This window comes from Methylobacterium sp. P1-11, from assembly GCF_008329595.1.
Lineage (GTDB): Bacteria > Pseudomonadota > Alphaproteobacteria > Rhizobiales > Beijerinckiaceae > Methylobacterium.
In genome coordinates this window covers 1-17406 of the sequence record NZ_NPKS01000065.1, presented here as the reverse complement: position 1 = coordinate 17406, position 17406 = coordinate 1, and the positions used below count along the sequence as shown (strand labels likewise).

Below are 17406 nucleotides of genomic sequence, written 5' to 3'. Positions count from 1 at the left end.
GGACTACGTCAAGCAGCACGCGACGACGCCCGAGCTGCAGCGGCAGGCGCTGGCGGCGCTGACGTTCAAGTGCACCGTGCTCTGGACGCAGCTCGACGCCTTGTACTTCGCCTACGTCGCCCCCGGCATGGTCCCCCCGGACGCGTGGCAGCCCGGAGAAGGCCTCGCCTGAACGCGTGAATCCGCCTCACGTCTGCGCCCTCAGGCCATTCGACCGTCGGCGCCACGTGGACCGGATCCGACAGCCTGACGATGGCGCGCCGGCCCCCGGCCGATGGCAGCACCGGGGCGACGGCACCGAAGCCGCGCTCCGGTGTCACGCCTGAGATCCGCAGGCCGGCCGGGAGCATGCTCCGGGACTTGAGCCCCGACCACGATGCGGCATCGGCGGTCAGCGCCGGCGCATCGTCATGGGTCCTGGCCAGGGGGAAGCCACACGCGCATCTGTCATCAGTCGCCGCTCAGAGTTCCTGCGACGAGCGCCATGCGAACAAGCTCGGAAAGGCTGCCCGCTTGCAGCTTGGACATGACGTTGGCCCGGTAGATCTCCACCGTCCGCGGGCTGATGCCGAGATCGAGCCCGATGACCTTGTTGGCTTTGCCGGCGACCAGTCCCTCCAGGACCTGCCGCTCGCGTTCCGAGAGTTCGGCCAAGCGGGCCCGTACCGCGTTGCTCTCGGACTCGCGCTTCATGGTTCGATCCGACCGCGCCAAGGCCGACCGGATGCTCGCCAGAAGCAACTCGTCGTCGAAAGGCTTCTCGATGAAGTCGACGGCACCGGCCTTCATCGCTTCGACGGCGAGAGCCACGTCCGCATGTCCTGTCATGACGATCACCGGCGGCATCGCTCCCCGTTGCCGCAGGCGGTGCAGGAGTTCGACCCCGTCGATATCGGGCATCCGCACATCCGTGACGACGCAGCCGACGCGGTCGGCCCCTGCGGCGAGGAAGGCGGCCGCCGAGTCATGCACGCGGACCGCCAGCCCGTCCGTCGCCAGCAGAAAGGCTAGCGACTGGCGCACCGCGAGGTCGTCGTCCACGATATGCACGAGCGCGTCAGTCGACATGCGCCATCTCCTCTCGGTCGAATGTGCGCAAGGTGAAGCGGAAGGTCGTCCCGCCCTCCGGACCGGGGCCCGCCTGGATCTTGCCGCCATGGGCTTCCACGATCGTCCGACAGATCGAGAGGCCGACGCCCATGCCGTTCGCCTTCGTGGTCACGAAGGGCTGGAACAGCTGTTCGGCGATCTCGGGCGCAATTCCGGTCCCGGTATCCGAGACGCGCACCTCGACCAAGCCTTCGGCCGGCAGCGCCCGCGTGGCGACCACCAGATCACGCCGCGCCACGTCCTGCATGGCCTCGATGGCGTTGCGGATGAGGTTGAGCAGGACCTGTTGCACTTGGATCCGGTCCGCCATGACGAGCGGCGCGTCCCGGTCCAGATCGAAGCGGACGCGGACGCCCTTCTCCTTGGCGCCGACGAGCGCGAGCGCGCTCGCTTCCTCGATCAGCTTGGGCAATCCCTCGATATGCCGCTCGCTCTCCCCCCGCGACACGAATTCCCGCAGGTGCCGGATCACCTGCCCGGCTCTCAGCGCCTGATCGGCCGCCTGGTTCACCGCGTCGGAGAGCATGGCCACCTCGGGGCCCTCCATGCGGCCGAGGAGGCGGCGGCAGCCTTTGAGATAGCTTGCGATCGCCGTCAGTGGCTGATTGATCTCGTGCGCCAGCGTCGACGCCATCTCGCCGAGGGCTGTGAAGCGCGACATGTGCACCAGCTCGGATTGCAGCTCTTGCAGGCGCGTCTCGGTCTGGTTCCGTTCGGTGAGGTCGCGGATGAAGCCGGTGAAGTAGCGCTCGCCGCCGGAGCGCATCTCGCCGACCGATAGCTCCATCGGAAAGGTCGAGCCGTCCTTTCGCTGGCCCACCACGACGCGGCCTATGCCGATGATGCGGCGCTCTCCCGTCAACAGGTAGCGCGACATGTAGGCGTCGTGCTGAGATCGGTAGGGTTCGGGCATCAGCAGGCTGACGTTGCGGCCGACGATCTCCTGCGGGCCATAGCCGAACTGCCGCACGGCGGCCGCACTGAACGATTTGATCCGCGCCTGCTCGTCGATGACGATCATGGCATCGGGCACCGTATCCAGGATCGAGCGCAGATGCGCCTCGCGGGCCCGCAAATCGTCGTTGGCCTGCTTCTGTTCGTGGATGCTGAAGATCACGCCCCGATGATGGCAGGGGCGTCCATCGGGGCCCAGCTCGACCCGGCCGCGCGAGCGCAACCATTGAACGCGTCCAGTGGGATGGATCGCGCGGTAGTCGACTTCGTAACTTCCGCCCCCCTCCACGGCACGCTTCAGGGCTTGCGCCCGGGCTGCCCGGTCTTCCGGATGCACGAACGCTTGGATGTCGTCGAAGGTGGTGAGGCGATCCGGCGGAACGCCGAAGAGGCGCATGCAGGTCGGCAAGATCGTGACCCGCCCGGTCCGGACGTCGAGGGTCCAGCCGCAGATACCTGCCTCGTCGAGCGTCTGCCGAAGCCCCTCCACATCGAATGGGCCGTCGCGGGGTTCGGGATCGTGGGTATGTTCGGACGTGGTCATGATGGCCGCAAGGATGTGACGGTACCTCGATCCGTCCAGAACGCAGGCACCCCTCATACACCGTCGGTTGCATCGGGAAACAGCCGACGCGCAAGGCGGCCTGCGCTCGGACGGGATGACGCCGCCTTGCGCGACACGGGCGGCGGTCCGCGGCCGCGTCGGCCAGCGGCCGGCGCGTCACTCCTGCGTCAGGCTGCCCTCGGTGGCGCTGCCGCCTACGCCGCGCGGCTGTGAACGGCGGCCGAGGTGCCGAGATGGGCGTCGAAGGCCGCTGCGACGTTTCTGACGAAGGGCCGGGCATCCTCCGGAATGCTGAGGATCGTGCCGTCCTGGCGGACCAGACCATCGGCCGAGAGCGTCGGCAGCCGTGACAGGGAGGCGAGGAGCGCGTGCGGATCGCGGCGATGCGATCGGCAGACCTCTCCGACATCGACCCGGAACTCGCACATGACCCGCTCGATCAGTTCGGCCCGGAGACGGTCGTCCGGCGTCAGCGCATAGCCCTTCAGCGTCGCGAGTTCGCCGCGGGCGATGCGCTCCGCGTAGGCGCGCAACGCCGGCTCGTTCTGGACGTAGCCCTGCGGCAGCCGTCCGATGGCCGATGCACCGAAGCCGATCAGCAGGTCGCTCGGATCGGTCGTGTAGCCCTGGAAGTTCCGGCGGACCATGGTTCCCGCCCGCGCCATGGCATCCCCCGGGAGGGCGTAATGGTCGAGCCCGATCCGCAGGTAACCGGCATCCATGAGCACGGCGGCGATGGCTTCGGCCTGCGCCTGCCGGATTCCGCCATCCGGCAACGTCGCCTCGTCGAGGTGGCGCTGATGCTTCTTGAACGTCGGGACATGGGCGTAGCCGAACACGGCCAGGCGATCCGGCCGCAATCTCAGGGATTGCCGCACCGTGTCGATGCAGGACGCCACGGACTGGTGCGGCAATCCGTAGATGAGGTCGAGATTGATCCCGCGCACGCCTGCCGCCCTGAGACCCGCGACGGCCGCCTCGGTGACGGCGAAGCTTTGGCGACGCCGGATCGCGTCCTGGACCACCGGATCGAAACTCTGAACACCGAGGCTGGCCCGGGAAACGCCGGCCGCACCGAGGGCCCGTATCATCTCGGGTGCGAGCGTCCGCGGATCGATCTCGACGGCGATTTCGGCATCCGGGTCTACGGGAAAGCTGTCGCGCAGCAGAGCGACGAGGTCGCGGAAGGCGCCGGGCGCCACGATGGTCGGCGTGCCGCCCCCGAAATGCACGTGCCCGACGCGCGGCGCCGGGTCGAGATGGCGCGCGACGAGGGCGATCTCGTCCCGGAGCGTGGCGAGATAGCCGGCAATAGGCGCGTCGTGCCGAGTGATCGTGGTGTGGCAACCGCAATACCAGCACATCGACCGGCAGAAGGGGATGTGCAGGTAGAGCGATGCCGTCACATCTGTGGAAATCCCGTCGAGCCAGCCGCTATAGGTGTCGGCATCGATGGCCGGCGTGAAATGGGGACTGGCCGGATAGCTCGTGTAGCGGGGCAGCCGCTCCTCACCGTAGAGCGTCCTCAGTTCCGCGCGCATACGAGTTGCTCCCTGTCCAGCCGAGGACCGCGACGGCCCGAGCCACGCGCGCATTCGTATGGGTCTCCAGGTCTGCGCGACCTTGATCTGTCTCAATCAGGCGGGCGACAGCGCCGTCCGAAACCCCGATCTGCGGTGCGGTCGTACGCGGCGTGACCCGGACTCAGCCGAACGCCCGAAGCGTGGCGAGGGGATCGGGACCGATCAACAACGCATGGCCCTGCACCAGGAACCAAGCATAGAGCCCACCCGCTGCCGCAGCCGGTAGGATCAATCCCGTCAGGCGGCCACGGGGCGCGCGCCCACCGAGCAGAGCCGCGAACGGGACCACCGAGGTGGTCCGCGCCAGCGCCTCCCAGCGCGCCCGACCCATCTGGCGGCGCGCCTTTGCGTCCAGAAGCGGCATGCCGAGGGCCGCGAAAACGGCCATCGTTCCGAAGACGACAACGGAGGCCCCATCACCGTTCGGCGGGATATGGGCCAGGGCCCAGAGCAGGAACCCGCAGAGCGTGGGGTGGCGCGTGATCGCGACGATCGGGCCTGGCTCGGTTCCGGGATGCAATGCCAGGGAGAGCGGGTTCGGAGCGAACAGCCCGGCGACGAGAAGGAACAACGCGACCGGCATCGTGAGGAGCGCGACGTGCCATTGCCACGGCGCCGCGGGCCACAGCTCGACCGCGTCGGCCCGCCGCAACGCAACGACGAGCCAAGCCATCAGCACCAGCGAGAGCAGGCTGTACGCCGCGAGGTAGGGGCCGCGTCCGAGCAGACCGACGAGGCGGACGCGAATGCGCGGCGCGGCCGGAATCGCATGCGCGGCGACGAACGCGGCCATGGCGGCGGCGACCTCGTTCATGATCCGGTCCGAGCCTCGTGGTTGCGAGTGCTGCGTGTGGAGAGCGCGATGCATGCGGCGAAGCCCGCCACGGCGGCGACCGTGACGAGGCCGCTCCACTGGCGCCCTACGTCGGTGCCGAGCAGGTCGGACGCGACGCGCAAAGCGACCGATGCGTGCAGCGTCGCGAGCGGCAGATACAGCGCGCGGCCGAAGCGTGGATGGATGTCGGCAACCGCCGGCAGGATGATCAGGGCGTGCCCGAACACCATCGAGACGGCGAAGCCGAGGAGCACGGCATGGATTGCTATGTCGTACCCGAACGCGTGCGTCGCTGGCGGGACTGCGAGCAGCAGGATCCCGGCGGCGCCGAGCCACGCGTAGCCGGCGAGCATGCACATCGCCATGAAGCGGGGCTGACCGGCCTGATGGACGGTGCGAAGCGCGATGTCGTGCCGGATCAGCCAGGCCGTGAGCGCGAGTAGGCCCAGGCCGGAGAGACACGCTCCGAGCGCCGTGAACAGACCCGCGCAGGCGCCGAGAAGCAAGGCGCTGATCGCGCCGAGGAACAGCGGCAGGCTCACGCGGCTCTGCGGCACCAGGCGGCTGATCTCAAGGCGCTCGCCGGCGACGGTCAGCACGAGGAACGCCAGCCACCAGCCTGCCACCTCCGGCACGGGACTGCCGTACGCCCAGAGCGCCGAGCCTGTCAGCCACGCGGCCGCTCCTGCGACGAGCGTGGCTGAGAACCCGGCCGGCTGCCGCCACAGCGTGACGAGCGAGGCGCCTGTAAGGATCGCGGCGGCGAGGACGTAGGCTCCCGCGCCTGCGGCGGTCGGCATCCCGGCCAAGAGGAAGACCGATCCCGATACCGACAGGGCCGGGGCTGCGAGGGACCATCCTCCCCCCGAGGCGACAGCGCGTTCCAGGGCGACCAATGTGCCGAACACGCCTGAGATCAGGAGCGGCCCGTGCAGGCTCGCGAAGGCGGCGGCGTGCGGCAGCTCCCATCCAAGGCGTCCCAGCCCGATCCAGAACCCGGCCAGCATCGCGCTCGCGGCGCAGGCGACGATCGCGAGGCGAAGCACACCGAAGCTTCGGCCGCCTGAGGTCGGAGACGACGGTCCCGCGGCAAGCATGAATTCGGGCTCGACCTGGCCGAGCCCGCCCGAGTACCGGGATGCTGTGGCGGCTGGGGTTGCGTCTGGCACGCCATCGTCCTTCCATTGGCCGCCGGTCACGGCGAGCGCGACCCGACTGCGCGGGTGATCAGGCTTGACCGCGAGGCGGATGACCCAGCAGGGCCAGCCCCCGTTCGGTCATGCGGTCCGGTGTCCAGACTGGAGTCCAGACCAATCTGACGACGATGGTCGGGCAATCGTTGAAGCGTCGCCGGAGGCACGCGCGGGCGTCGTCGACGATCAAGCCCGCGAGCGGACAGGTTCGTGCGGTCAGGGTCAGGTCGACGTCGATACGTTCCGATGTCCGAACCGCACGATAGACGAGGCCGAGATGGACCACGCTGATGCCGACCTCCGGGTCGAGCACGTCCGCGAGGCATTCGATGATGTCGGGGTCGAGCCAGTCACGACGATCCTCCGCGTCTTTCCGCGATGGTCGCCGCATCGCGCGGCCTCTCAGCCAGGATAGCACCTGCCCACTCCGTCGAGCGATTGCGTCGGAGCACGATGCGCGTCGAGTTCGAACCGTCCCTTGATCTGGATCATGCCCCGGCGTGATCCCGCGCACTACCGAACGAGGCCGCGCTTCATTCTCGGCGCGCGGCGCGTGCGTCCTGGAGAACGGACAATGGCTCCCATTCCGCGGCTGCGGTCCTACGCGGGACCGGCGATCCTGTCATACGGCTTCCGACCGTTCTTCCTGCTCGGCGCCCTCTATGCCGGCCTGTCGATCCTGGCATGGCTGCCGATGTTCGCCGGCGAACTGACGCTCCCGACCGCTTTTGCGTTGCGCGACTGGCATGTGCACGAGATGCTCTACGGCTTCGCCGGCGCGGTCGTGGCCGGTTTCCTTCTCACCGCGGTCCCCAACTGGACGGGACGGCTGCCCCTCCAGGGGAGGCCCCTTCTCCTGCTCGTTGCCGCCTGGTTGGCCGGCCGGTTCGCTGTGGCCCTGTCAGCCGAACTCGGCTGGTTGCCCGCGGCGATCCTCGATGTGTCGTTCCTCTCGCTCCTGACAGCGGCACTCGGCCGGGAAGTCATCGCTGGACGGAACTGGCGCAACCTCAAGGTTCTCGGCGTCCTGACCGCGATGCTTCTCGGCAATGCCGTATTCCACATTGAGGCACATCTGTCGGGCACGGCCGAGTACGGCATCCGGGTCGGCATCGCCGCGACGCTGACGATGGTGATGCTCATCGGCGGGCGCATCATACCGAGCTTCACCCGCAATTGGCTGGCCGCCCTGGGACCGGGCCGCATGCCCGTTCCGTATGGACGCTTCGACGCCGTGTCGATGATGATCGCGGTGGCGGCCCTGCTCGCCTGGGTCGTCGCGCCGGCGGATTCGGCCACGGGTGCCGGCCTTCTCATCGCGGGGTTGTCACAGGCGGCTCGCTTGGCACGCTGGGCCGGATACAGGACCTGGCAGAACCCGCTCGTTTTCATTCTCCACGTGGCCTTTGCGTTCGTTCCGCTCGGCTTCGTCCTGGTCGGGCTCTCCGCGCTGTCGGACATTTCGGCTGCCGCCGGCATTCACGCCTGGACGGCCGGGGCCGTCGGGGTGATGACGCTGGCTGTCATGTCACGGGCGAGCCTGGGGCATACCGGGCGGCCGCTTCGGGCTCCGGTCTCGGTGCAGGCGGTGTTCATCTTGGCCACAGGCTCGGTCTTGGCGAGGGTCTGCGCCGCACTCCATCCGGTCTGGACCGCGCCGCTTCTGGCGACTGCCACCGTCCTGTGGGCGGCGGCATTCCTCGGCTTCTCGGCGATCTACTGGCGCGTCCTGACCGGACCGAGGCTGACGTGACGGCGCCGACCGAGGCGCATGCGCCTTGAGCGCGATAAACAGGGCTTCGTAAGGGATCCGGCGCAACGGTTGCGCGCGTCCCCACCGGGCAACGGCGTCCGGCCTCGATGAACGCGCGACGCTCGCGAAGCGCGGGCCGGCTCGCCTTGGTCCCGACGCATCACACCGTCCGGAAGCTGGACATGACGGTGGATCCTGCGTCTCCTTCAACCTTTCCGAACGTCTTTGCCAGGCTTCGAAGCGACCGTCATCTCAGGTCCGGGGCAGGAAACCGTCCGAGCCAAGCGAGTATCGCCACTCTTTCGCGATCGGCGAGGGAATGACGTCAGTCGTCGTGCAGGACGCGGTACTCGGCGCCCTCGATGTCGTCGTACTGGCCGCTTCGCAAGGCCCACAGGAAGGCGAACAATCCGAGCGTACCCAGCGCGAGGGCGAGGGGGATGACGAGAAGCAACACATTCATGGGTGACCCTGGAGGAGCGGGATCGCGGGAGGGGAGGCCGGTCGGCCAGTGATCGCGACGGGGGCCGGACGGACGCCTGCGGAGGACGCGCGCGCGCGCAGCGCGTTGAGGGTCACGATCACGGACGACCCCGACATCGCGAGCGCCGCGATGAGCGGCGTCAGGCAGCCGGCAGCCGCCAGGGGCACGGCCAGCAGATTGTAAGCGGCCGAGAACCACAGGTTCTGCAGCATGAGGCGCCGTGCCCGCGTGCCGGCGTCCAGCACGGCGAGGACGGGGGTCAGGCTGCGGCCCAGGAAGAGGGCATCCGCCGCGGCTTGGCTGACGTGTGCGGCCGTCACCGGCGAGAGCGAGGCGTGCGCTGCGGCGAGCGCCGGGGCGTCGTTGAGGCCGTCTCCGACCATCAGCACGCGCCGGCCGGCGCGTTGGAGCGACTCGATGCGCGCGATCTTCTCGCGCGGCGTGAGGCCAGCCTCCCACTCCGCGACGCCGAGACGTGCGGCCACGGCCTCCACTGCGGATGCCCGGTCGCCGGACAGGATCATGACGCGTCGATCGGAGGAAAGAAGAGCCCCGACGACCTCCGCGGCCTGCGGACGAAGGGCTTGGTGCACCGGGAAGACGATCGGCGGGGCATCGCCAGCCCGGAAGCAGATCACGGAAGCATCGGGATTGTCCGCCAAGGCCGCAGCGGCTTCGGCCTCGGCGCCGCAGAAGCGGGCGGAGCCGAGGCGGAGTTCCACGGCCTCGACGATGGCGCGAACGCCCAGGCCCGCTGCCTCCTGCGCGTCCGGAAACGGCTCCGCACCGTCGGCGGCCTTCGCCAACGCGGCCGCCATGGGATGCCGGCTGGAGAGCGCGAGACGCGCCGCCACCGAGAGGGCGCCCGTTTCGTCCCGGTCCCCGTGGGTCAGGCTCGGCTCGGGCAACGTCAGGGTCCCGGTCTTGTCGAACACGATCGTGTCGATCTCGGCGAAGCGCTCGAGCGCCGTGCCGTCATTGAGCAGCACGCCCTCCCGGAACAGCGCGCCCGCGGACACGACCTGCACGGCCGGAATGGCAAGCCCCAGCGCGCAGGGGCATGTCACGATCAGGACTGCGACGGCGCTGAGGAGCGCGGTGTGCCAGCCGGCGCCGGCGGCGAGCCAGCCGGCGAGCGTCAACGCGGCCGCCGCGTGGACCAGCGGGACATACAGGCGCGTCGCCCGATCGGCGAGGACGAGGGCCCGCGAGCGGGCCTCCAGCGCGCGGCGCATCAAGGTTTCCACCTCGTCGAGCAGGCTGGCGCCGGCCGCGGCCGTGACCCGGACCGTGAGCGCGCCGTTGCCGTTGAGGGCTCCTGCGAAAACGCTGTCCCCGCCGCTCACCGAGACCGCAGCGGTCTCGCCGGTGACGAGGCTGTGGTCGAGGTCGGACATGCCCCGCTCCACGACACCGTCGGCCGGAATCCGCTCGCCGGGCCGGACGAGGATCCGTGCGCCCGGGACGAGTTCCGAGGCGGGCACGTCCCGCAAGGACCCGTCGGCATCGACGACGGTCGCGCCCTCGCTGCGCAGCGCCGCGAGGTTCTCCGCCAGCATCCGCGTACGCCGGCGCATGGATTGCTCCAGGACACGCCCGATCAGGAGGAAGAACAGCAGCATGACCGCGCCGTCGAAATAGGCGTGGGTCGCCCCCGAAAGCGATTCGACGACGGACATGACGAGGGTCAGGACCACGCCGAGCGTGATCGGGAAGTCCATCGTCACGCGCCCGGCGCGCAACCCCCTGAAGGCCCCCTCGTAGAAGGGCCGCCCCGCATAGGCGGCCGCCGGGAGGGCGATGACCGCCTGGATCCAGTGGAAGAGATCCCGGTTTTCGGAGGTCATGTCCGAGACGTTGCCCGCCCAGACCGAGATGGCGAGCAGCATCACGTTCATCGAGGCGAAGCCCGCGACCGCGAGCGCCGTGATCAGGCGCTTGGTCTCCGCGGTCTCGGCATCGGAGTGACGGCCGGGATCGAAAAGCTGTGCCCGGAAACCGAGCGCGTCCAGCGCAGAGAGCACGGCGGCAACATCGGGCTCGGCCTCCGGCCTCCACGTCACCGCGAGACGCCGGTCGGAAAAGTTGAGGCGCGCCGCCGCGACGCCGGGCAGGTCCGCCAGGCCCCGCTCGATGGCGTTCATGCACGACGCGCAGCGGATTCCTTCGACCGCGAACGCGGCGCGGGTCGTTCCGTCCGGGCCCCGCGTCATGAAGGCGGTGTAGTCGCGCTCAAGCGAAGGCTTGGTGTTCGCCGCGCTCCAGGAGGCGTGGGCCTCCACATAGGCGAGGGCCATGTCGGTGCAGCACATCGGGTGCTCCCCTCAATCCAGGATGACCCGATGACGGCGCTGGAAGGCGACACCGTCCTCGCCGACCACCGCGACGACGAGATCCCATTGCCCGCGCTCGACCGGCTCCGCGGTGGCCGCGTAGGTCCCGGCGCCGACCTCCGCGAGGTCGGTCTGCAGGTCCTTCCGCTTGTCGGTCGGTCGTTCCAGCCGCGCCCGAATCGTCCTGCCCGTGAGCGGATGCCCGGTTGCGTCGGCCAGGGTCGCGGTGATCGACACCCTCGCGGCCGGAAGGCGGACGGCCGCGGCGGAGAGGCGCCAGCCGAGGGCATCCTGCTGCCTCGATCTGAGCAACTCGGCGTTGTAGCGCTGGCTCGCCTGGTAGGGCGAGGGTTCCTCCAGCCCCGACCAGGTCCGCAGGGCCGAGCCGACCAGAACCGCGTCGGCGCAAGCGATGGTGCCGAAGAAGGCGGCGAAGATCGCGAGGATCTTCTTGCCCGTCAGGCGGATGCCGGCCTGTCCCCGACGCGCGGGGTCGAACGAGGTCTGGGTGGCGCTCATGGTCAGGGTGCCTTGAAGTAGTCCTGAGCCCGGGCCGTCTCGCCGGCTGCCGGATCGACGATCTCGAAGGACAGGTTGGAGGATTGCGCTGTCCGACCCGGGGGAGCGAAGACGAGGACCCGGAATTCCTGGGTCGAATTGGACGGGACCGGGAGCGCGTCCGGCGTGCCGCCCACCACCTCGACCCGCGCGTCGGCCAAGCCCTCGACCGCAAGGGCGAAACGACGCTCGGCCGGGCGCTTGTTGAGCACGCGCAGGGTGAAACCGTTGCGCACCGAACCGTCGGAGAGGGTGACGAACTGCGGATTCCGGTCGTGCAGGACGCTGAGCGTCGTGAAGCTCCGCGTCGCCAGGCTGTAGAGCATGAACCCGCCGACCCCCGCGATGAGCGTCGCGTACAGGATCGTCCGCGGCCGTACGATCCGGCTGACGGGGCCTCGACCGGCCGCCCGGCTCCGGCAATTCGCCTCGGTGTCGTAGCCGATCAGGCCCGCGGGCCTGCCGAGCTTGCCCATGACCGTATCGCAGGCGTCGATGCAGAGGCCGCACTGGATGCAGTCCATCTGCAGCCCGTCGCGGATGTCGATGCCGGCCGGGCAGGCGGTGACACAGGCGAAGCAGTCGACGCAATCGCCGGCCGGCTGACCGGCCGCGCGCAGCGCAGCCGTCTTCTTCGCCGAGACGCGCGGCTCGCCCCGATCGGTGCGATACAGGATGTTGAGGGCATGCTCGTCGGTGAGCGCGGCCTGGATGCGCGGCCAGGGACACATGTAGGTGCAGACCTGCTCGCGCATGTGGCCCGCGAGCAGGTAGGTCGTCGCGGTCAGCGTCAGGATCGCCACATAGGCCGGGGGCGGCGCCTGGAACGTCGCGAGCTGGACCACCAGGGTCGGCGCGTCCGCGAAATAGAGGACCCAGGCGCCCCCGGTCCACCAGGCGACGAGCAGCCAGATGGAATGTTTCATGGTCCGCAGCGCGACCTTCTCGATGGACCAGGGTGCGGCGTCGAGCTTGAGGCGCTCGCGCCGGTCACCCTCGATCAGGCGCTCGACGGCGAGGAACAGGTCGGTCCAGACGGTCTGCGGGCAGAGATAGCCGCACCAGACACGCCCCGCGACCGCGTTCATCAGGAACAGGACCAGGGCCGCCAGGATCAGCAGGCCCATGACGTAGGTCACGTCCTGCGGCCAGAGCTCGATCGAGAAGAGGTAGAAGCGCCCCTTGTCGAGGTCGAGCAGGATTGCCTGGGAGGGCTCGCCGGCGCCGCGCTGCCAGCGGATGAACGGCGTGAGATAATAGATGCCCAGCGTGACCGCGAGGACGATCCACTTGATCCGGCGGAACGTCCCGCGCACGGCCTGCGGCTGGATCTTCGTCCGGGCCGCGTAGAGGGACCCGTTCACGGCCGGGATGGCGGCACGGGTCGCCGCCACGCCGAACTTCTTGGCACGTCCGGTGCCGGCCGGTGCAGGCGCAGGTCTGGCGGCCGGAGAGGCCTCGGTGCGTTCGGCGAGGGGCATGGGTGATCTTCCGTCCGGCTCAGGGGCCGGTGCCGAAGGCGTAGTGACCGGCCGCGCCGGCCGCCTTGATCTCGCTCAAACGCGGCCGGGCCGGAGCGCCGGGCGCCGCTACCGTCCGCCGCCCAGGTCGTGGACGTAGACCGCGAGCGACTTGATCGTCGCCTGATCGAGCCGGCCGTCCCAGGCCGGCATCATGCCCTTGCGCCCGTTCGTGATCGTGGCGACGACCTGCTCCGGCGCGGAGCCGTAGAGCCAGATCGCGTCGGTGAGGTTGGGGGCGCCCATCTCGGGATTGCCCGCGGCCGTCTCGCCGTGGCAGCCGGTGCAGTTGCCGGCGAAGACCTCGCGCCCCTTCTCGACGCTCGCACCGGCGACGCCCGGCTTGCCCGAGAGGGAGAGCACGTAGGTCGCCGCGGCCTCGATCTCATCCCGCTTGAGCACGCCGTCGCGTCCGAAAGCCGGCATGTCGCCGACACGCGCCTCCCCGTGACCGGATCGTGCGCCGTACCGGATCGTGCGTTCGATCTCCTCGGGCGTGCCGCCCCAGAGCCAGTCGTCATCCTGCAGGTTCGGGTAGCCGAGCCGGCCGGTGGCGGAACTGCCATGGCAGGCGGCGCAATTGTCGCCGAACGCCGCCTTGCCGGTGGCGAGCGCGAGGCGGAGCAGGGCCGGATCGGCCCGGATCTCCGCGATCGACGCCGTGGCGAGCTGCGCTTGGCCGCGCGCGTCCCGTGCCCGGCGAACGGCCTCGACCTCGTCCAGAACGACCTCGCGTTGGGAGTAGCCGAGCAGGCCGCCGGTATAGCCGCTCACGAGCGGCCAGGCCGGGTAGGCGATCCAGTACCCGACGGACCAGACGATGGTGGCGTACAGGGTGTAGAGCCACCAGCGGGGCAGGGGATTGTTGAATTCGACGATGCCATCCCACTCGTGCCCGGTGGTCTGCGGGCCCGTCGGAGACGGGCCGGGATGCGGGGTGTCGGCCACGGCGATCAGTCCTCAATCAGCGGGAGGTGGGCGGCCGCGTCGAACCGTGCCCGGTTGCGGGGCCAGAACGCATACAGCGCGACTGCAGCGAACATGCCGACGAAGTAGAGGAGTCCGCTTGTCTGTGCGAAAGCGGCGGCGCTCTCGTATGTCATCTCGATCACCTGAGGTTCTTCTTGTCTTCGTAGATCTTGAAGTCGACCATCGTGCCGAGCACCTGCAGGTAGGCGATCAGGGCGTCGATCTCCGCGGCCCTGGCCTTGTCGCCGCCGAAGTCACGCACGTTGGCGCCGGGATAGCGGCGCTGCAGGTCGGCCGCGCCCGGTCCATCGGGATCGAGCTGCGCCTTCAGGTCGCTCCTGGCCAGGGCAACCATCTCCTCGGTGTAGGGCACCCCGAGCGCGCGGTTGGCCGTGAGGTCGTCCGCGATCGCGTCGGCGTCGAGCGGCCGGTCGAGGAAGGCGTAGGCCGGCATGATCGAGGCCGGCACCACGGCCCGCGGGTCCTTCAGGTGCTCGCGATGCCACTGGTCCGAATACTTGCCGCCGACACGGGCGAGATCCGGGCCGGTTCGCTTCGATCCCCACTGGAAGGGATGGTCGTACATGCTCTCGGCCGCGAGCGAGAAGTGGCCGTAGCGCTCGATCTCGTCGCGCATCGGACGGATCATCTGGCTATGACACAGGTAACACCCTTCCCGGATGTAGATGTTGCGGCCGGCGAGCTCGAGCGGCGTATAGGGGCGGACGCCCTCGACCTTCTCGACAGTGCTCTTCAAGTAGAACAGCGGTGTGATCTCGACGAGGCCGCCGATGGCGACGACGACGAGCGCGCCGATGAGCAGGATGATCGAGTTCTTTTCGAAGATCTCGTGCCTCTTCCAGAGGCCTGGTTGAGCGGTGGCCATCGAACGTCTTCCGTGATGCGATGAAGGGCGGAGCCGGCGTCTCGCCCGGCTCCGGGCTGCGGCTCACTCGGCAGCGGCGAGGACGGGCGTGCCGGGGCGGCCCTCATTGGCCGGCAGGGGAGCGTCGTCCGCCGCGGTCCGGCCCGCGATGGTCATGGCAAGGTTGTAGGCCATGATCAGGCCGCCGGTCAGGAACAGGACCCCGCCGAGAGCCCGCACGAGGTAGTAGGGCTGCATCGCCTCGACGGTCTCGACGAAGGAATACTCGAGGAAGCCGAGCGCGTTATAGGCGCGCCACATCAGGCCCTGCATGATCCCGGCGACCCACATCGAGCTGATGTACAGGACGATGCCGAGGGTCGAGATCCAGAAGTGCCACTCGACCAGCTTGAGGGAATAGACCTCCCGCCGGTTCCAAAGCCAGGGAACGAGGCAATACAGGGCGCCGAATGAGATGTAGGCGACCCAGCCGAGTGCGCCCGAATGGACGTGGCCGATGGTCCAGTCGGTGTAATGGGAGAGCGAATTGACGGCCTTGATGGCCATCATCGGTCCTTCGAAGGTGGCCATGCCGTAGAAGGCCAGAGAGACCACCATGAAGCGCAGGACCGGGTCGGTCCGGAGCTTGTCCCAGGCTCCCGACAGGGTCATCAGGCCGTTGATCATGCCGCCCCAGGACGGCATCCACAGCATGATCGAGAACGTCATGCCCAGCGTCTGCGCCCAATCGGGCAGCGCCGTGTAATGGAGGTGATGGGGGCCCGCCCAGATGTACATGAAGATCAGGGCCCAGAAATGGATGATCGACAAGCGGTAGGAATAGATCGGCCGCTCCGCGCGCTTCGGCACGAAGTAGTACATGATGGCCAGGAAGCCGGCGGTGAGGAAGAAGCCGACCGCATTGTGGCCGTACCACCACTGGATCAGCGCATCCTGAACGCCCGCGAACATCGGATAGGATTTCGAGCCGAGGAACGTCACCGGCATCGCCAGATTGTTGACGATGTGGAGCATCGCGATGGTGACGATGAAGGCGAGGTAGAACCAGTTCGCCACGAAGATATGGGGCTCCTTGCGCTTCCAGAGCGTGGCCAGGAACACCAGGAGGTAGGCGACCCACACGATGGTCAGCCAGAGATCGGCATACCATTCGGGTTCGGCGTATTCCTTCGACTGGGTGACGCCCAGCAAGTAGCCGGTGCCGGCCACGACGATGAACAGGTTATAGCCGAGCACCACGAACCAGGGCGCCAGATCCCCCGCCAGACGTGCCCGACACGTGCGCTGGACGACGTAGAGCGAGGTGCCGATCAGGACGTTGCCGCCGAAGGCGAAGATCACCGCCGACGTGTGCAGCGGGCGCAGACGACCGAACGTCGTGTATTCAAGCCCGAAGTTGAGGGAGGGCGCCCAGAGTTGGAAGGCGATGATGCAGCCGACCGTGAAGCCTGCAATGCCCCAGATCATGGCGGCAACGACCGCGAACTTGACCGGCCCCAGATTGTAGTTCGGCTTGCCGTTGATCTCCTGCGGTGGCGGTTCATACGCCCGCGCCTCGTACCGCTTGAGGATGGCGGCGATGCCGGCAACGCCGGCCAAGGCGAACAGGCCCATATGGAAGCTGAACGGCGCGTCGACCGCGTATGTCGAGGCCAGGGCGCACACGAAGGCGCCGACGAGCAAGGCGAGGCTCAGCCCGACTTCTCCTTCGGTCATGTATTTGGCAACAGGTATGGCGGCCATGGCTCGCTCGATTCACCTCGCGCGGGGACGGATGCCAGAGCGATTAGGCGGCGTGGCGAAGCTGAGCCTTGACCTGAATCAAACGGCCTCCCGACGGCGACGTGGAATCGCGACCTCGGCCGACTCCGACATTGAGCTCTACCTCGGCACGGCACGCCACGTCTGTCTTCCCGGCGGGCGGAACCGACGACACGATCCGAACTGTGCCGAATTGTGCGCGGGGGTAAGCCGACCACGAGCCGGGCTCCGGCCTCTGCCACGGGTGGCCTGCGCTGGCCGATCCAGCGTCGCGGATCGAAAGACTGCTCTGTCGGGCGAGCGCGATGCGTCCGGATCGTCGAGCCTGGGGCCGGCTCAGCGCTCTCTTGCGGACGGCTCGCCGTGAGGCCTGCCCGCCGGCTGCCTTGCCTGCCGAGGCATGGCTGGTGGCTCGTAATCCTTGATCCAGCGCAAAGCCGTCTCAACACCGGACAGGGAAGAGAATGCTGCACATCAGGAGGATGCATCGATGCTCAGACATCCGATCGCAGCGTTGTTGAGGGTTTTGTGGGCCTCGGCAGCCTTCCTCTTCACCGCATCGCTCGTCGGCATCGCTGCCGCCGTCGCGGCGTCGGCCGTTCTACTCGGGTTCGTCGTCCACAGACTGGCGGGACTGATCTTCCATCTCTCGCTGGCAGCCATCAAGATCTTGGGCTCGGTGGGCTTGGGCACCCTCATTCTGACCAGCGCATTCCTGGGGGCCGTCCGGGCGAGGCAGGCCTGAGACACTCTCCCGAAGCGCTTCGCCGATCGTCAGGGCGACGCCTGGCCGGCGAGCCGGCCTCGTCCCTCGCCCCAACGTGGTTCCGCAGGGGAGAGGGGGCGTGTCGCGCTCTGTTGGCGGCGCCGGGACCGTGACGCGGCCTACTCGGCCGCCTCGA

Annotated in this window: 16 protein-coding genes and 1 pseudogene; 3 read left to right on the top strand and 14 right to left on the bottom strand. The window is 68.6% G+C overall.

The genetic code is table 11. From position 1 onward, the window contains the following. Positions 1 to 172 (top strand): annotated as a pseudogene (locus tag CIW48_RS32210) (bifunctional pyrroloquinoline quinone biosynthesis protein C/D); the annotation flags it as partial. Positions 173 to 450: 278 nt separating this feature from the next. Here the strand turns inward: CIW48_RS32210 and fixJ are convergent. From fixJ to CIW48_RS32180, 6 genes are all read right to left on the bottom strand, one after another. Next, complete coding sequence (fixJ, locus tag CIW48_RS32205) at positions 451 to 1068, bottom strand: response regulator FixJ (RefSeq protein ID WP_149314415.1); 618 nt, start codon at positions 1066 to 1068, stop codon at positions 451 to 453. Continuing rightward, positions 1058 to 2608: a PAS domain S-box protein gene (locus CIW48_RS32200; protein ID WP_149314414.1), complete on the bottom strand. Its 1551-nt coding sequence runs from the start codon at positions 2606 to 2608 to the stop codon at positions 1058 to 1060. The genes fixJ and CIW48_RS32200 overlap by 11 nt, the downstream gene beginning before the upstream one ends. A gap of 215 nt (positions 2609 to 2823) precedes the next feature. Continuing rightward, positions 2824 to 4170, bottom strand: coding sequence for an oxygen-independent coproporphyrinogen III oxidase (gene hemN, locus CIW48_RS32195; RefSeq protein ID WP_149314413.1), 1347 nt, complete (start codon positions 4168 to 4170; stop codon positions 2824 to 2826). A 163-nt stretch (positions 4171 to 4333) separates the two neighbouring features. Next, positions 4334 to 5026 (bottom strand): NnrU family protein, encoded by a 693-nt coding sequence (locus CIW48_RS32190; protein ID WP_149314412.1) that lies wholly within the window; start codon positions 5024 to 5026, stop codon positions 4334 to 4336. Then, the gene (locus CIW48_RS32185) at positions 5023 to 6093 is read right to left on the bottom strand and encodes a hypothetical protein (protein ID WP_246695519.1); all 1071 of its coding nucleotides are present in this window, start codon (positions 6091 to 6093) and stop codon (positions 5023 to 5025) included. The genes CIW48_RS32190 and CIW48_RS32185 overlap by 4 nt, the downstream gene beginning before the upstream one ends. Before the next feature lie 181 nt (positions 6094 to 6274). Beyond that, positions 6275 to 6631, bottom strand: a complete 357-nt coding sequence (locus CIW48_RS32180) for a metal-sulfur cluster assembly factor (RefSeq protein ID WP_246695518.1) — start codon at positions 6629 to 6631, stop codon at positions 6275 to 6277. 183 nt (positions 6632 to 6814) lie between these two features. Here CIW48_RS32180 and CIW48_RS32175 point away from each other — a divergent pair, with 183 nt between their 5' ends. Then, positions 6815 to 7993 (top strand): NnrS family protein, encoded by a 1179-nt coding sequence (locus CIW48_RS32175; protein WP_149314410.1) that lies wholly within the window; start codon positions 6815 to 6817, stop codon positions 7991 to 7993. 325 nt (positions 7994 to 8318) lie between these two features. Here the strand turns inward: CIW48_RS32175 and ccoS are convergent, their stop codons facing one another. The 8 genes from ccoS to ccoN form a co-directional block, all read right to left on the bottom strand. Next, positions 8319 to 8456 (bottom strand): cbb3-type cytochrome oxidase assembly protein CcoS, encoded by a 138-nt coding sequence (gene ccoS, locus CIW48_RS32170; RefSeq protein WP_091789608.1) that lies wholly within the window; start codon positions 8454 to 8456, stop codon positions 8319 to 8321. Then, positions 8453 to 10789: a heavy metal translocating P-type ATPase gene (locus tag CIW48_RS32165; protein WP_149314409.1), complete on the bottom strand. Its 2337-nt coding sequence runs from the start codon at positions 10787 to 10789 to the stop codon at positions 8453 to 8455. The genes ccoS and CIW48_RS32165 overlap by 4 nt, the downstream gene beginning before the upstream one ends. A gap of 12 nt (positions 10790 to 10801) precedes the next feature. Then, positions 10802 to 11329, bottom strand: a complete 528-nt coding sequence (locus tag CIW48_RS32160) for a FixH family protein (RefSeq protein WP_149314408.1) — start codon at positions 11327 to 11329, stop codon at positions 10802 to 10804. Between the two features lie 2 nt (positions 11330 to 11331). Continuing rightward, on the bottom strand, positions 11332 to 12849 hold the full coding sequence (gene ccoG, locus CIW48_RS32155; RefSeq protein WP_149314407.1) for a cytochrome c oxidase accessory protein CcoG: 1518 nt from the start codon (positions 12847 to 12849) through the stop codon (positions 11332 to 11334). 108 nt (positions 12850 to 12957) lie between these two features. Next, entirely contained in the window at positions 12958 to 13836 is an 879-nt protein-coding gene (gene ccoP / locus CIW48_RS32150) for a cytochrome-c oxidase, cbb3-type subunit III (RefSeq protein ID WP_149314406.1), read from the bottom strand. Between the two features lie 5 nt (positions 13837 to 13841). Beyond that, positions 13842 to 13991 (bottom strand): cbb3-type cytochrome c oxidase subunit 3, encoded by a 150-nt coding sequence (locus tag CIW48_RS32145; protein WP_091789630.1) that lies wholly within the window; start codon positions 13989 to 13991, stop codon positions 13842 to 13844. A gap of 5 nt (positions 13992 to 13996) precedes the next feature. Beyond that, positions 13997 to 14743: a cytochrome-c oxidase, cbb3-type subunit II gene (gene ccoO, locus CIW48_RS32140; protein WP_149314405.1), complete on the bottom strand. Its 747-nt coding sequence runs from the start codon at positions 14741 to 14743 to the stop codon at positions 13997 to 13999. A gap of 63 nt (positions 14744 to 14806) precedes the next feature. Beyond that, a complete protein-coding gene (ccoN, locus tag CIW48_RS32135) occupies positions 14807 to 16486 on the bottom strand; it encodes a cytochrome-c oxidase, cbb3-type subunit I (protein WP_149314404.1) in 1680 nt (559 codons plus the stop codon). A gap of 439 nt (positions 16487 to 16925) precedes the next feature. On the opposite strand from ccoN, the gene CIW48_RS32130 reads away from it, so the two are divergent. Beyond that, on the top strand, positions 16926 to 17249 hold the full coding sequence (locus CIW48_RS32130; RefSeq protein WP_149314403.1) for a hypothetical protein: 324 nt from the start codon (positions 16926 to 16928) through the stop codon (positions 17247 to 17249). The last annotated feature ends 157 nt before the right edge of the window (positions 17250 to 17406 follow it).